Origin of the sequence: Plantactinospora sonchi (assembly GCF_036422035.1) — a bacterium.
In the GTDB taxonomy this organism is placed as follows: domain Bacteria; phylum Actinomycetota; class Actinomycetes; order Mycobacteriales; family Micromonosporaceae; genus Plantactinospora; species Plantactinospora sonchi.
In genome coordinates, this window is the sequence record NZ_JAZGQK010000021.1 from 20,219 (window position 1) to 34,537 (window position 14,319).

Here is a 14,319-nt window from a genome sequence, read left to right on the forward strand (position 1 = left end):
TCGCGGTCGGTCGAGCGGACGTGCGAGAGTTGGGACGGCGCCCGTCGCCGACGCATCTGATCCCGTGACCCTGCTGTGGAGGACCGGTGGCCCAGCCGACCACGCCCGACGCTCCTGTTCCACCCGACGTCTCCCGTGGTGCACCCGGCCCGGGCGGTACGACGCCGGCCGAGGACGCCAGCCTGCTCGAACGCGCGTTGTTCGAGGTCAAGCGGGTGATCGTCGGGCAGGACCGGATGGTGGAGCGGATGTTCGTCGCCCTGCTGGCCCGGGGGCACTGCCTGCTGGAGGGCGTACCCGGCGTGGCGAAGACCCTCGCGGTGGAGACCCTCGCCAAGGTGGTGGGCGGCACCTTCGCCCGGGTCCAGTTCACTCCGGACCTGGTGCCGGCGGACATCGTGGGCACCCGGATCTACCGGCAGTCGAGCGAGAAGTTCGACGTCGAACTCGGGCCGGTCTTCGTGAACTTCCTGCTCGCCGACGAGATCAACCGGGCGCCGGCCAAGGTGCAGTCCGCGCTGCTCGAGGTGATGTCCGAGCGGCAGGTGTCGATCGGCGGGCAGACCCACCCGGTGCCGGACCCGTTCCTGGTGATGGCCACCCAGAACCCGATCGAGCAGGAGGGCGTCTACCCGCTGCCGGAGGCGCAGCGGGACCGGTTCCTGCTGAAGATCATCGTCGGGTACCCCACCGACGTCGAGGAGCGGGAGATCGTCTACCGGATGGGGGTCAGCCCGCCGGAACCCTCCTCGGTCCTCACCCCGGTCGAGCTGATGGCGTTGCAGCAGAAGGCCGACCAGGTCTTCGTCCACAACGCGCTGGTCGACTACGCGGTCCGGCTGGTCCTCGCCACCCGGGCCCCGGCCGAGCACGGCATGCCGGACGTGGCCCAACTCATCCAGTACGGCGCCAGCCCGCGCGCCTCGCTCGGCATCGTCCGGGCCACCCGCGCCCTCGCCCTGATGCGCGGACGGGACTACGCGCTGCCCCAGGACGTCCAGGACATCGCCCCGGACATCCTCCGGCACCGGCTGGTGCTCAGCTACGACGCGCTGGCCGACAACATCCCGGCCGACCACGTGGTGGACCGGGTGATGTCCACGATTCCGCTTCCCTCGGTCGCACCCCGGCAGCACGCCACCCCGGCCGGACCGGTGCCCGGGATGCCGCCCGGGGGCGCCCCCGGACCGGTCTCACCGGTCTCCGGCCCGGCGTGGCCGGGACGCCCGCCGGCATGACCGACCGTACGACGACAGGTGCCAACCCGGGCCGCGCCGAGGCGGTCCTCTCCCGACTCCAGCTGCTGGTGACCCGGAAGCTGGACGGCCTGCTCCAGGGGGACTACCTCGGCCTGCTTCCCGGCGCGGGCACCGAGGCGGGGGAGTCCCGCGAGTACCGCCCCGGCGACGACGTACGCCGGATGGACTGGCCGGTGACGGCACGGACCACGGTGCCGCACGTGCGGCGTACCGTCGCCGACCGGGAACTGGAGACCTGGCTGGCGGTGGACCTCTCGGCCAGCCTCGACTTCGGCACCGGACGGTGGCTGAAGCGGGACCTGGTGATCGCCGCGTCGGCGGCGATCGCCCACCTGACCGCCCGGGGTGGCAACCGGATCGGCGCGGTGATCGGCAGCGGCGGTCACCGCCCCGGTGCCGGTACGCCCGACGTGCTGCGGCTGCCCGCCCGTCCCGGCCGCAAGGAGGCCCAGGGGCTGCTGCGGACCATCGCCGGGATGGAGATCCAGCCGGGGCGTACCGACCTCGGTGGCCTGATCGACGCCCTGAACCGGCCGCCCCGGCGGCGCGGCATGGCGGTGGTGATCTCGGACTTCCTGGCCCCGCCCGAGCAGTGGGGTTGGCCGGTACGCAAGCTCGGCGTCCGGCACGACGTCCTCGCGATCGAGGTCGTCGACCCGCGTGAACTGGAACTGCCGGACGTCGGGGTGCTTCCCGTCGTCGATCCGGAAACCGGTGAACTGCACGAGGTGCAGACCGCCGACCCTCGGCTGCGGCAGCGGTACGCCGCCGCGGCCGCCGCCCAACGCGCCGCGATCGCCCACGCGTTGCGCGCCGCCGGCGCGGCGCACCTGCGGCTGCGTACCGACTCTGACTGGCTGCTGGACATGGTGCGGTTCGTCGCGGCGCAGCGACACGCCCGTACCCGGGGGACGACTCGATGATCCGTTTTCTTGAACCGTGGTGGCTGCTGGCCGTCCTGCCGGTGCTCGCCCTCGCCGGGGCGTACGTCTGGCGGCAGTTCCACCGCCGTACGTACGCCATGCGGTTCACCAACGTGGAACTGCTCCGTACGCTCGCCCCGAAGGGGCTGGGCTGGCGCCGGCACGCCGCCGCCGGCGTTTTCCTGCTCGCGCTGCTGGTTCTCGCCACCGGCATGGCCCGACCGTCGGTGGACCGGAAGGAGCCGTTGGAACGGGCGACGATCATGCTCGCCATCGACGTCTCGCTGTCGATGGAGGCCGACGACGTGGCGCCGAACCGGTTGGAGGCCGCCCAGGAGGCGGCGAAGCAGTTCGTCGGCGAGCTGCCGCCGAGCTACAACCTCGGACTGGTGGCCTTCGCCAAGTCCGCGAACGTCCTGGTCCCGCCCTCCAAGGACCGGGGAGCGGTCACCCAGGCCATCGACGGCCTGGTACTGGCCGAGGCGACGGCGACCGGTGAGGCGGTCTTCACCTGTCTGGAGGCGATCCGGTCGGTGCCGGCGGACGGCGCCCAGGGCATTCCACCGGCCCGGATCGTGCTGCTCTCCGACGGTTACCGGACGGCCGGGCGGTCGGTCGAGGAGGCCGCGGCGGCGTCCCAGGCGGCGAACGTGCCGGTCTCGACGATCGCGTTCGGCACCGACTCCGGGCAGGTAGACATCGGTGGCCAGGTGCAGCGGGTGCCGGTCGACCGGCTCGCGCTGGCCGAACTCGCCGAGACCACCCAGGGTTTCTTCTACGAGGCGGCCTCGGTCACCGAGTTGAAGCAGGTCTACCAGGACATGGGAAGCTCGATCGGGTTCCGGACCGAGGCCCGGGAGATCACCCACTGGTACGCCGGGATCGCGCTGCTCCTGGCGCTCTGCGCGGCCGGGATGAGCCTGCTCTGGACGTCGCGGCTGGTCTAGCGGATGCCTCGTGGACCCCGGCGCGGTGTGCCGGGATCCACGAGGCACCCCCGGCTCGGCGGCGACGTGTGCCGCGTCCGGCCGGCCGTGGGCGCCGGGCCTGCGGCAGGCGTGCGGAGGCCGGTCAGGCGTCGGACAGCTTCGGCGGGGCCGGTCACCGGCGGCGCCGACCGCGTGCCTGCGACAGCGCCGGCGCGGCCGGGCATGCCTGGGACAGGTCCGGTGGCGCCGGTCACCGGGACAGGTCGGGTGGCGCTGGTCACGGGGTGGCGCGGACCAGCATGAAAAGGACCACGACCCAGGCCGCGGCGAGAGTGAAACCCAGCGGGGCGACGTAACGGTGCATGATTCTGCTCTCCGGTGGCGACTGAGACTCCCCGGGCCGGCGCGGGGCCGGACGACGGGTGAGTCTGGGGATCAGCGGACGCGCACACGAAGTCGTGACCGGGCACTCCACGCCGGCGGCTCGGACCTGACGGGAACCGAGACACGCGCAGCGCACCGGATGCCCGGGTTCGGGCTCGGTGCTGCGGGGTGGAGCGAGGCTGGGTCAGTCGGGCCGGTGAGTCATGGCTCAGGCGGACTGACGAACGGCCCGGCCACGACTGGGAGGATCGCTATCTCGCACAGCGATCACCTCCAACACGTCGACGGGGCCGGGAACGCGAGTCATCGTACACCCGGGCGGTCGTCCGGCTGAAATTGACCGACGTGCTCCGGACTGTCGGTCATCCGACGTCGTGGCAGCACCGGCCCACCCCGCCGACGATCCGCCGCCACCCCGGCCCGATCCGCCGCGTCCCGGTCGGCGCCGGCCGCGGACCGGCCGACCAGACCGGCCAGGACCAGGCAGAACAGTGGCAGCCAGGCCAGCCGGGCGACCAGCCAGCCGGCGCCGTCCGGCACGGTGTGCAGCCCGGGTACGCCGTCGAGGCCGACCGCCCGGGCGCCGAGCGCGGCCAGTGCGGTCACCCCGAGCAGGGTGCTCTGGTGCCAGAGGTAGACGGCCATCGCGGCGCGGTTGACCCGGCGTACCGGACGCCACCGGTCGGGTCGGGCCAGCCAGCCGGCCAACGCGGGACGGACCAGCAGCGCCACGCCGACCTGGGCGAGCGCCAGGCAGACGGTGAACAGCGACGGCGGGTCGAGGTTGGAGACACCGTCGCCGGGCACGCCGACCGCGCTGGCCGGGTAGTCGGCGAGCAGCACCAGCGCGGCCATCCCGGCCGCACCGCCGAGCAGCAGCAGCCAGCCGGTACGCCGGTGCCCCACCCGCCCGACCGAGGCGTCCCGGGCCAGCGCGATGCCGAGCAGGTACGGCACCAGCCAGGCGGCGAGCAGTGCCACCGGCACCCGCCAGGCACCGTCGCCGGGACCGGCACCGCCGTCCGGGCCGGCCAGCCGACCGATCAGGTCGGTCAACCCGACCACGGCGACCGCGAGGGCGGTGGGCCGGACCGGCCCGTACCGGTCCAGGGCGCGGGACAGTGGGCCGGTCAGCGCGAACAGCACGGTCAACGGCAACAGGAACCACAGTGGACTGACCAGGAGTGTGCCGGCGGTCCGCAGGGTCGCCTCCGGTACGCCGAGCACCGCCGCGCCGGCCAGCACCACCGCCCAGCCGCCGAGCAGTACGGTGACCGGCCGGACCAGCCGACCGAGCCGCTGCCGGAGCCAGGGGCCGGGGTCCACCCCACGGCCGGCGGCCGCCCGGAGTGAGCGGGCCGAGGCGTACCCACTGACGAAGAAGAAGAGCCCGAGCGTCTGCAGCAGCCAGGTCACCGGTACCAGCTCCGGCATGGCGCGCAGCGGACTCGCCGTGCGCAGCGCGCCGTCCGGTGCCAGGACCAGGGCGGTGACCAGCCAGTGTCCGAGCACCACACCGGCGATCGCGTACGCCCGCAACCCGTCCACCGCCCGGTCCCGGTCGCCGTCCGGGTTCGCCGGACGCCCCGCCGGAGTCCGGTTCCGGTCCGTCGGGTGTGCGGGCCGGGCAACAGTCGGGTTCATCGGACGTCCTGCCCGTTCGTGGTCGCGTCCGGACCGAGTACCACCTGGGCGATCGCGTGCAGGGTGTCGCTGCCCGGAACCAGGTAGCCGTCGTGTCCGGAGACCCGGTCGACCGGCAGCGGCCGGGCACCGAAACCCGGCGTCGCCGGCCGTACGCCGTGCCCGACGTCACCGACACGCAGCGCCGGGATCCACCGGATCCAGTCGTCCGGTGCCTCGGCGGCCCAGACGGCGGCCCCGGTGCCGAGCTCCCGGGCCCGGTCCACCCCCATCCCCACACCACCGACGCTCACCAGGGCGGTCACCTGGGGCGGCAGCGCCGGCCCGGCGAGGCCGAGCAGCAGCGCACCGTAACTGTGCCCGACCAACGTGACCGTCGCCGCCGGGCGGTGTCGGACCAGCACGTCGACCAGCCCGACCAGGGCCGGTACGCCGGCCCGGGCGCTGTCCGGGCGGGCCGCGGTCAGGCCCACCCCGTCCGGCGGGTCGTAGCCCAACCAGGCCAGCACGGCGACCCGGGCACCGGGGCCGGTGGCGTGGAGTTCGTCGTACAGGGCGCGGGCCTGGGCGGCCGGGGCGCGTCGGGTCACCCCGCCCAGGCCCCGGTCGAAGTTCCGCAGCGTGCTGGCCACCCCGGGCACCAGCACCACGATCCGGTCGGCGGTACCCGGGTCGCCCAGCACCTCCACGATCCGGCCGTCGCCGCGCGGGTCGAAGTCCAGGAAGGACCGGCCGGACGAGACCCAGTCGGCGTACGGCGCTCCGGCGGCCCGCATCGCCGACGCCACCGACGGGTAGCTGTCGACAAAGCCGGTCACCGTCGTCGGCGGGGCCGCCTCCGCCGGTGGCGGTACCAGCAGGCCCAGGGCCAGCAGGCCACCCAACGTGCCGCGGACCGGTCGTCGCCACACCATCCGTCTCATCCCCCTCCGTGCCGCCCCCGGAACCGGTACAGGCCGGCCGGGTTGATCTCGGAGAAAGCGTGCGACGGCGGTGGGGGTCCGGTCGTCACCCCACGGACGGGCTACCGGAGGACCACGGGACCACCTGGAGTACTACTCACCCGCCGTGACCAGCCCGGACTCGTACGCGACGACCACCGCCTGGGCCCGGTCCCGCAGGTTGAGCTTGGCCAGGATCCGCCCGACGTGCGTCTTCACGGTCTGCTCGGCGACGAAGAGGTCACCGGCGATCTCGGTGTTGGAACGGCCCCGGGCGATCAGCCGGAGCACCTCGGTCTCCCGGGGGGTGAGCCCGGTGAGCGAGGTCGGTCGGGGCCGTTCCCGGTCGGGGCGCCCGGCGAACTCGGCGATCAGCCGCCGGGTCACCGTCGGGGCGAGCAGTGCGTCCCCGGCGGCGACCACCCGGACCGCGTGCACCAGGTCGGCGGCGGGGGCGTCCTTGAGCAGGAAGCCACTCGCCCCGGCCCGCAACGCCTCGTAGACGTAGTCGTCGAGGTCGAAGGTGGTGAGGATGAGCACCCGCGGACGGTCCTGGTCGGGCCGGTCCCCGACCAGTTGCCGGGTGGCGGCCAGCCCGTCCAGCACCGGCATCCGGATGTCCATCAGCACGACGTCCGGGTCCAGCCGCCGCACGGCGGTGACCGCCTCGGCGCCGTTGGCCGCGTCGCCGACCACCAGCAGGTCGGGCTGGGCGGCCAGCAGGGCCCCGAAGCCCTGCCGCACCATCGCCTGGTCGTCGGCGATCAGCACCCGGATCAACGACTCTCCTCCTCCGCGCGGTACGGCAGGTACGCGGTCACCGCGTACCCCTGGTCGGTCGGACCGGCGGTGAGTGTGCCACCGAGCAGCCGGGTTCGCTCCCGCATGCCGGTCAGCCCGTGCCGGGGCCCGCCGTCGGCGCCGCCGACCTGCCCGGCCACCCGTCCGCCCGGTCCCGCCGGTCCGTTGCGGACGTCGACGGTCAGTGCTGTCGCGTCGGTGTCCAGGACGACCCGCACGGTGGCGCCGGGGGCGTGCCGGGCGGCGTTCGCCAGCGCCTCCTGGACGATCCGGTACGCGGCCAGCGCGACCGCCTCCGGCGGCCGCCCGGCCGGGTCGGAGGGTTCGTCGTCGGCCGGCCGCCCGACGTCGCCGGGCGGGGTGCCGGCGGGCTCGGGGTCGGACAGACCGTCGAGGGTCACCGACATCCCGGCCCGCCGGGCCGCCTCGACCAGTTCGGGCAGCTCGGCCAGCCCTGGCTGCGGTGCGGTCTCCGGGGCGGCCGACTCGCTGCGCAGTACGCCGAGCAGTCGGCGCATGTCGGTCAGCGCCTCCCGGGCCGAGCCGGCGATCGCGGTGAACTCGGCCCGGGCCGGCTCGGCCAGCCCGGTGAGCCGGTACGGCGCGGTCTCCGCCTGCACCGCGATCATCGACATGTGGTGGGCCACCACGTCGTGCATCTCCCGGGCGATCCGGGTGCGTTCCTCCAGCACCGCCCGACGGGCCTGCTCCAGCTCGCTCCGCTCGGCCTGCTCGACCAGGGCGCGCTGGCTCTGCCGGCGCCGCCGCACCTGGTCGGCGAGGATCAGCAGCACCGCGAGGAACACGGTGACGCCGTGCGCGTTCCCGCTGCTGGTGGCGAAGAAGTAGACCGGCCACAGGGTGAGCAGATTCGCCCAGGCCGCGACGCCGATGCCGGCCCGCCCGGCCACCACCACCAGCACGAACAGGAAGACGAGGATCTGCACCGGGTTCCACGGCCAGGCCTCGTCCCTGGTCGCGTTGAACGTGCCGAACAGGACCGCCAGGTAGCCGACCCGCCAGGCGAGCAGTGGGCGGTACGGGGCCAGCGCCGCCGGCAGGGTGGAGCCGACAGCGATCAGCAGCGCGGCCGGCAGCGGCAGCTTCCGCTCGTCCGTCAGGTACTGCGCGGCGGCGGCGGTCAGCCCGATCAGCGCGAGCAGCAGCACCGGGACCAGATAGGCCCGCACCCGCGGCCACCGCCGTCCCCGGCCGACGGGTGGCGCCGGTGGGTAGTCCGGGCCGAGCAGGAGCCGCCGCAGGTCACCCAGGGCGAGTCGCAGTACGCCGACGGTGCCGTTCTCCATCCGCGTCAGGGTACGGGCGGACGATCTCCCCCTCGTACCCCCGTGGCACGATTCCGCACGTCGTACCTGGGTACGACGCGCCCCGGTTACTGATTACCTGCCGGTAGCGCCTAGTCTCCATCGCGCACCACCGTGCGCGTCCGTCACGTCAGAGGAGGAGACACCGTGGCCCGAACTGTGCTGGTGACCGGGGGTAACCGGGGCATCGGCCTGGCCATCGCCCAGGCCTTCGCCAAGCAGGGGGACCGGGTAGCGGTGACCCACCGGAGCGGCAATCCGCCGGCCGACCTCTTCGGCGTACGCTGCGACGTCACCGACGCCGACCAGGTCGACGCCGCCTTCTCGGCCGTCGAGGCGGAGTTCGGCCCGGTCGAGGTGCTGGTCGCCAACGCCGGCATCACCAAGGACACGCTGCTGATGCGGATGTCCGAGGAGCAGTTCACCGACGTGCTCGACACCAACCTGACCGGCGCGTTCCGCTGCGCCAAGCGGGCCGCCACCAAGATGGTCCGGGGTCGCTGGGGTCGCATGATCTTCATCTCCTCGGTGGTCGGCCTCTCCGGCGGTGCCGGTCAGGTCAACTACGCGGCCAGCAAGGCCGGTCTGGTCGGCGTGGCCCGGTCGATCACCCGGGAACTCGGCACCCGCAACATCACCGCCAACGTGGTCGCGCCCGGTTTCATCGACACCGACATGACGGCGGTGCTCGGCGACGACCGCAAGGCGGAGATCATCAAGTCCATCCCGGCCGGCCGGATGGCCGCCGCCGACGAGGTGGCCGGCGTGGTCACCTGGCTCGCCTCCGACGCCGCGGGCTACATCTCCGGCGCCGTCATCCCGGTCGACGGCGGCCTCGGCCTGGGCCACTGACCGCCGACGGCGTCACCGCCTCACCTTTTCAGCCCGAACGCAGGGAGGATCTGCACGTGTCTGGACTGCTGGCCGGCAAGCGGCTGCTCGTCACCGGGATCATCACCGACCAGTCGATCGGGTTCTCGGTGGCGAAGCTCGCCCAGGAGAACGGCGCGACCGTGGTGCTCACCGGCTTCGGCCGGATGTCGCTGGTCGAACGGATCGCCAGGCGGCTGCCCGAGCCCGCCCCGGTGATCGAACTCGACGTGACCAACACCGAACACCTGAACACCCTGGCCGACCGGGTCCGGGAGCACGTCGACGGGCTGGACGGGGTGGTCCACTCCATCGGCTTCGCGCCGCAGAGCTGCCTCGGCGGCGGCTTCCTCGACGCGCCCTGGGAGGACGTCGCGACCGCGGTGCACGTCTCGACGTACTCCTACAAGTCGCTCGCGGTGGCCGCGCTGCCGCTGATGAGTCCGGGCGGCGCGGTGGTCGGGCTCACCTTCGACGCCACCAAGGCGTGGCCGGTGTACGACTGGATGGGCGTCGCCAAGGCCGGGCTGGAGTCGGCCTCCCGCTACCTGGCCCTGCACCTGGGCGCCAAGGGGATCCGCAGCAACCTGGTCTCCGCCGGCCCGCTGCGCACCATGGCGGCGAAGTCGATCCCCGGGTTCGAGCAGTTCGAGAACGCCTGGACCGAGCGGGCCCCGCTGGGCTGGAGCCTGACCGACCAGGAGCCGGCCGCCCGGGCCTGCCTGGCGCTGCTCTCCGACTGGTTCCCGGCCACCACGGGTGAGATCGTTCACGTCGACGGCGGCTACCACGCGCTCGGCGCCGGCAAGATGTAAGGAAGGGGCCCTTCTTGTCGCCGGGCGGTGGCCGGCGGTGCGGAAGGGCCCCCTCCTGACCGCTCCGGCCGGCGGGCAAGAATGGTGCCATGTCGTACGACGCGGTGGTGTTGATTTCGTTCGGCGGCCCGGAGCGGCCCGATGACGTCCTGCCGTTCCTGCAGAACGTGACCCGGGGCCGTAACGTCCCGCCGGAGCGGCTCGCCGAGGTCGCCGAGCACTACCGGCACTTCGGCGGCGTGTCACCGATCAACCAGCAGAACCGGGAACTGCTGGCCGCGATCCGGGCCGACTTCGCCGCGCACGGTCTCGACCTGCCGGTCTACTGGGGCAACCGGAACTGGCACCCGATGCTGGCCGACACCGTCGCCCAGCTGCGCGACGACGGCGTCCGGTCCGCGCTCGGCTTCGTGACCAGCGCCTACGCCGGCTACTCGTCGTGCCGGCAGTACCTCGAGGACATCGCGGCAGCCCGGGCGGCGGTCGGGCCGGACGCGCCCCGGGTCGACAAGCTGCGGCAGTACTGGGACCATCCCGGATTCGTCGAGCCGCACGCCGACGCGGTCGCCGCCGCGCTGGCCACCCTCGCCCCGGGCCGCCGGGCCACCACCCGGCTGGTCTTCACCGCCCACTCGATCCCGGTCTCGATGGCCGCCACCGCCGGCCCGGACGGCGGCCGGTACGAGGCACAACTGCGCGAGACGGCCGCGTTGGTCGCCGCCGCGGCCGCCCCCGACCTGCGCCACGACCTCGTCTGGCAGAGTCGATCCGGGCCGCCGCAGGTGCCGTGGCTGGAGCCGGACATCAACGACCACCTGCGCAGCCTGGTGGACGAAGGGGTCACCTCGGTCGTGGTCAGCCCGATCGGTTTCGTCTCCGACCACCTGGAGGTGGTCTGGGACCTCGACACCGAGGCGGCCGACACCGCCAAACAGCTCGGCCTGGACTTCGTCCGGGCCGGTACGCCCGGCACCGACCCACGTTTCGTGGCGATGGTCCGGGAACTGGTGCTGGAGCGACTCGATCCGGCGAACGCGGTCCCGCGACGGCTGGCCGGATCGTCCGACGGCCCCCGGCTGCCCGCCTGGGACACCTGCGGGGTCGACTGCTGCCAGCCGCCCCGGCGGCCCGGGCCACGGTGACCGTGCACGCCCGTCACGCCGAACCTTCCCCTGATCAGGAGAGACATGAAGCAGTCACACCAGCGGGCCGTCCGACGTGGAGGCGCGGCATGATCGAGCGTAAGCCGGTGCAGAGCTGGCTCACCGACATGGACGGCGTACTGGTGCACGAGGGGCAGCCGGTGCCCGGCGCCCCGGAGTTCGTCAGCCGGCTGCGCGCCTCCGGCAAGCCGTTTCTGATCCTCACCAACAACTCGATCTACACCGCCCGGGATCTGCAGGCCCGGCTGAACCGGATGGGATTCGACGTACCGGAGGAGTCGATCTGGACGGCGGCGCTGGCCACCGCGCAGTTCCTGGCCGACCAGCGCCCCGGCGGTACGGCGTACGTGATCGGCGAGGCCGGCCTGACCACCGCCATGCACGCGGTGGGGTACGTCCTCAGCGACTACGCCCCGGACTACGTGGTGCTGGGGGAGACCCGGACCTACAGCTTCGAGGCGATCACCAAGGCGGTCCGGCTGATCGACGGCGGGGCGCGGTTCATCTGCACCAATCCGGACCCGACCGGCCCCTCGACGGAGGGCGCACTACCGGCCGCCGGTTCGGTCGCCGCGATGATCTCGAAGGCGACCGGGGTGGAGCCCTACTTCGTCGGCAAGCCCAACCCGATGATGATGCGCTCGGCGTTGAACACCATCGACGCCCACTCGGAGACCACCGCCATGATCGGCGACCGGATGGACACCGACATCCTCTGTGGCCTGGAGGCGGGGCTGGAGACGATCCTCGTGCTGACCGGGATCAGCACCAGGACGGAGGCCGAGCGGTACCCGTACCGGCCGTCCCGGATCGTCGGCTCGGTGGCCGATCTGATCGACGAGATCTGACCGTCGTCCCGGAGTCGCCGGTCCGGTATCCGCACCGGACCGGCGACCACGGGCCGTCCCGGGGAAACTTCCCGTTCTGGGGTCCGGCTCCCGGACGCTGTCGGCCGGGTTGCTCCACCTGTGGCCCGGATCCGCCGCGCACGTCGCCTCGTACCGGTCTGTCGCCGTCGTCCGACCCGAGCTCGGTACCCGCTTGCCGCGGGTCCGGCAGGCCCGCCCGTCGCCGGGCCTGGCCAGGCTGCCGGTGGTCGTTCGGGCATGCCGCCCGGGCTGGCGGGAAGACGGTGGTATCGGGTCGGCACGGTGGGGGGTGGTGACGATGGGCCGTGGCGTGCGGGCGGGCGGCATCGGCGGACGGACCAGGGCAGGCCGGAGCCGGACAAAACGGCGACGGGCCCTGTTCGCGAGGTGGGCTGAGGAGCTCGCCAGCCAGGTCGGGGTACTGCTGGGGCGGAAAGCCACCAAGGCGGGACGTAAACGGCCGCTGAAGACCGAGCGTGGGGGCAGACACGCCACACGCAGCGTGAGTGCGGACACCCGGGGCATCGCGAGCACCAGGATCAGCAGGCGCAAGGGCCGGCGGATCGGACGCGGCCGCAAGCGCGTCCGTCCGGGTTGAGACCGCTGACGACAGCACCGGTAAGGAGCCCACCGAGGCCGGTGGCGGAGGTCTGCGACACCGGCCGGTGACGGCAGCGGGGCCGCGCGGCGCCTCGGCAGGGGCACGCGCCGGACCACGGGACAGGCTGACAGGTACGCGCGGACAGGTGGCGCGGTGGCTGGAGGAGGACCCGGATGATCTACGAGGACTTTGTCGCCGCGGTGGCGGAGCGGGCGGGGCTGTCGGTCAACCAGGCGACGGCGCTCAGCTATGCCACCCTGGAGACGCTGGCGGACCGGATCAGCGGAGGCGAGGCGGACGACCTGGCCGCCCTGCTCCCGGACCGGCTGGCCGAGCACCTCCGCAAACCGGCTTCCCGCGAGTTGCCGGACCCGTTCGGGCTCGGCGAGTTCGTGCAACGGGTCGCGGACCGCGCGGACGTGGACACGCCGGTCGCGAGCACCGGCATCCAGGCGGTGTTCTCGGCCATGCGGGAGGCGGTCAAGCTCCGCGAGTTCGAGGACATGGTGGCCCAGTTGCCGAAGGACTTCAGCGAGGTGCTGGCCCCGGCCGGCTCGTCGACCGGCGGGCGCCGGTGGGGCCACTAGAAGGAGCCCGGGACCGGTTCGGCGCGGCCGAGCCGGGCAGTGTCCGGCGGCCCGCGTCCGGTGCGCGGGCCGCCGTCACGTCACCCTGACGTCCGGCGCCACCGGCCGGGTACGCCGACGACCGTCATCCCGCCCAGTCCGGCTTCACCGCCATCATCCGGGCGGTCTTCGTCCTGTCGGTCTCGACCAGGTCACCCAGCGTCTCGTCGACCCGGCGCAGCACCTCGTCGTCGAGCCGTACCCCGGCCGCCCCCACGTTCTCGGTGACCTGCTCCGGGCGGGACGCGCCGATCAGCGCGGTGCTGACCCCGGGACGGTGCAGGGTCCAGGCGACCGCGAGCTGGGCCATCGACAGCCCGGCCTGGTCGGCGACCGGCCGCAGTCGCTGCACCCGCTCCAGCAGCGGCTCGCCGAGGACCCGCCGGATGAAGGTCGGGGCACGCCCGGCGCTGGTCGCCCGGGAACCCGGCGGCGGTGCCTCACCCGGGCGGTACTTGCCGGTCAGTACGCCCTGCGCGAGGGGTTGGAAGGCGATCTGCCCGATGCCCTCCCGCACACAGAGCGGCACCACCTCGGGCTCGACGACCCGCCAGAGCATGTTGTACTGCGGCTGGTTCGACACGATCCGGTTGCGGATCCCGAGCTGGTCGGCGACGTCCAGCGCGGAGCGGATCTGCGCCGCCGTCCACTCGGACACACCCAGGTACCGCACCTTGCCCTGCCGGACCAGGTCCTCGAAGGCGAGCAGGGTCTCCGCCAGGGGTGTCCGGTCGTCGTACCGGTGGGCCTGGTAGAGGTCGACGTAGTCGGTGCCGAGCCGGCGCAGCGACGCGTGGCAGGACTCGATGACGTGCTTACGGGACAGGCCACGGTCGTTCGGTCCGTCCCCGACCGGCAGACAGACCTTGGTGGCGATCTCCACCGACTCGCGGCGTACGCCCCGCAGCGCCTCGCCGAGCAACTCCTCGGCGGCGCCCCGGGCGTACACGTCGGCGGTGTCGAACGTCGTGATGCCTGCCTCCAGCGCGGCCCGTACGCAGCTCAGCGCCGCCTCCCGGGCTACCGACTCGCCGTGGGTGAGCCAGTTTCCGTAGGTGACCACGCTGACCAGCAGGCCGCTGCGGCCCAGATGGCGATGCTCCATGATCGATGACCCTAGCCACTCCGGGTCCGGTCCGGTGTCCCCGGACGCGGCCGTGGCCGGCCCG

The 14,319-nt window shown here is 73.3% G+C and carries 13 protein-coding genes; 8 read left to right on the top strand and 5 right to left on the bottom strand.

Annotated elements, in window-relative coordinates; translation table 11 throughout:
* The first annotated feature begins 86 nt into the window (after nt 1–86).
* The 3 genes from V1633_RS23440 to V1633_RS23450 are packed head-to-tail and all read left to right on the top strand — an operon-like array spanning nt 87 to nt 3,129.
* Nucleotides 87–1,238 (top strand): AAA family ATPase, encoded by a 1,152-nt coding sequence (locus V1633_RS23440; RefSeq protein ID WP_331212064.1) that lies wholly within the window; start codon nt 87–89, stop codon nt 1,236–1,238.
* Entirely contained in the window at nt 1,235–2,182 is a 948-nt protein-coding gene (locus tag V1633_RS23445; RefSeq protein WP_331212065.1) for a DUF58 domain-containing protein, read from the top strand. The genes V1633_RS23440 and V1633_RS23445 overlap by 4 nt, the downstream gene beginning before the upstream one ends.
* Complete coding sequence (locus V1633_RS23450; RefSeq protein ID WP_331212066.1) at nt 2,179–3,129, top strand: VWA domain-containing protein; 951 nt, start codon at nt 2,179–2,181, stop codon at nt 3,127–3,129. The genes V1633_RS23445 and V1633_RS23450 overlap by 4 nt, the downstream gene beginning before the upstream one ends.
* A 669-nt stretch (nt 3,130–3,798) precedes the next feature.
* On the opposite strand, the gene V1633_RS23455 is transcribed toward V1633_RS23450, so the two are convergent.
* From V1633_RS23455 to V1633_RS23470, 4 genes are all read right to left on the bottom strand, one after another.
* Nucleotides 3,799–5,139, bottom strand: coding sequence for an acyltransferase family protein (locus V1633_RS23455; RefSeq protein ID WP_331212067.1), 1,341 nt, complete (start codon nt 5,137–5,139; stop codon nt 3,799–3,801).
* On the bottom strand, nt 5,136–6,062 hold the full coding sequence (locus V1633_RS23460) for an alpha/beta hydrolase (RefSeq protein WP_331212068.1): 927 nt from the start codon (nt 6,060–6,062) through the stop codon (nt 5,136–5,138). Before V1633_RS23460 ends, V1633_RS23455 begins: the two co-directional genes overlap by 4 nt.
* A 132-nt stretch (nt 6,063–6,194) precedes the next feature.
* Entirely contained in the window at nt 6,195–6,860 is a 666-nt protein-coding gene (locus V1633_RS23465; RefSeq protein WP_331212069.1) for a response regulator transcription factor, read from the bottom strand.
* Entirely contained in the window at nt 6,857–8,188 is a 1,332-nt protein-coding gene (locus V1633_RS23470; RefSeq protein ID WP_331212070.1) for a sensor histidine kinase, read from the bottom strand. The genes V1633_RS23465 and V1633_RS23470 overlap by 4 nt, the downstream gene beginning before the upstream one ends.
* A gap of 165 nt (nt 8,189–8,353) precedes the next feature.
* Here V1633_RS23470 and V1633_RS23475 point away from each other — a divergent pair, with 165 nt between their 5' ends.
* The 5 genes from V1633_RS23475 to V1633_RS23495 all read left to right on the top strand — a co-directional run bounded on the left by V1633_RS23475 (nt 8,354) and on the right by V1633_RS23495 (nt 13,111).
* On the top strand, nt 8,354–9,058 hold the full coding sequence (locus tag V1633_RS23475) for a beta-ketoacyl-ACP reductase (protein ID WP_331212071.1): 705 nt from the start codon (nt 8,354–8,356) through the stop codon (nt 9,056–9,058).
* Between the two features lie 56 nt (nt 9,059–9,114).
* The gene (gene fabI, locus V1633_RS23480; RefSeq protein WP_331212072.1) at nt 9,115–9,891 is read left to right on the top strand and encodes an enoyl-ACP reductase FabI; all 777 of its coding nucleotides are present in this window, start codon (nt 9,115–9,117) and stop codon (nt 9,889–9,891) included.
* An 89-nt stretch (nt 9,892–9,980) separates the two neighbouring features.
* Entirely contained in the window at nt 9,981–11,033 is a 1,053-nt protein-coding gene (locus tag V1633_RS23485; protein WP_331212073.1) for a ferrochelatase, read from the top strand.
* An 89-nt stretch (nt 11,034–11,122) separates the two neighbouring features.
* The gene (locus tag V1633_RS23490; RefSeq protein ID WP_331212074.1) at nt 11,123–11,902 is read left to right on the top strand and encodes an HAD-IIA family hydrolase; all 780 of its coding nucleotides are present in this window, start codon (nt 11,123–11,125) and stop codon (nt 11,900–11,902) included.
* A 795-nt stretch (nt 11,903–12,697) separates the two neighbouring features.
* Nucleotides 12,698–13,111, top strand: a complete 414-nt coding sequence (locus V1633_RS23495; protein ID WP_331216541.1) for a DUF2267 domain-containing protein — start codon at nt 12,698–12,700, stop codon at nt 13,109–13,111.
* A gap of 124 nt (nt 13,112–13,235) precedes the next feature.
* On the opposite strand, the gene V1633_RS23500 is transcribed toward V1633_RS23495, so the two are convergent.
* Nucleotides 13,236–14,255, bottom strand: a complete 1,020-nt coding sequence (locus V1633_RS23500) for an aldo/keto reductase family protein (RefSeq protein WP_331216542.1) — start codon at nt 14,253–14,255, stop codon at nt 13,236–13,238.
* Nucleotides 14,256–14,319: the final 64 nt, after the last annotated feature.

Coding starts and splice junctions, on each gene's coding strand:
- V1633_RS23455 (WP_331212067.1), bottom strand. CDS start 5,139: ATGAACCCGACTGTTGCCCGGCCCGCACACCCGACGGACCGGAACCGG.
- V1633_RS23500 (WP_331216542.1), bottom strand. CDS start 14,255: ATGGAGCATCGCCATCTGGGCCGCAGCGGCCTGCTGGTCAGCGTGGTC.
- V1633_RS23445 (WP_331212065.1), top strand. CDS start 1,235: ATGACCGACCGTACGACGACAGGTGCCAACCCGGGCCGCGCCGAGGCG.
- V1633_RS23450 (WP_331212066.1), top strand. CDS start 2,179: ATGATCCGTTTTCTTGAACCGTGGTGGCTGCTGGCCGTCCTGCCGGTG.
- V1633_RS23490 (WP_331212074.1), top strand. CDS start 11,123: ATGATCGAGCGTAAGCCGGTGCAGAGCTGGCTCACCGACATGGACGGC.
- V1633_RS23485 (WP_331212073.1), top strand. CDS start 9,981: ATGTCGTACGACGCGGTGGTGTTGATTTCGTTCGGCGGCCCGGAGCGG.
- V1633_RS23460 (WP_331212068.1), bottom strand. CDS start 6,062: ATGAGACGGATGGTGTGGCGACGACCGGTCCGCGGCACGTTGGGTGGC.
- V1633_RS23495 (WP_331216541.1), top strand. CDS start 12,698: ATGATCTACGAGGACTTTGTCGCCGCGGTGGCGGAGCGGGCGGGGCTG.
- V1633_RS23470 (WP_331212070.1), bottom strand. CDS start 8,188: ATGGAGAACGGCACCGTCGGCGTACTGCGACTCGCCCTGGGTGACCTG.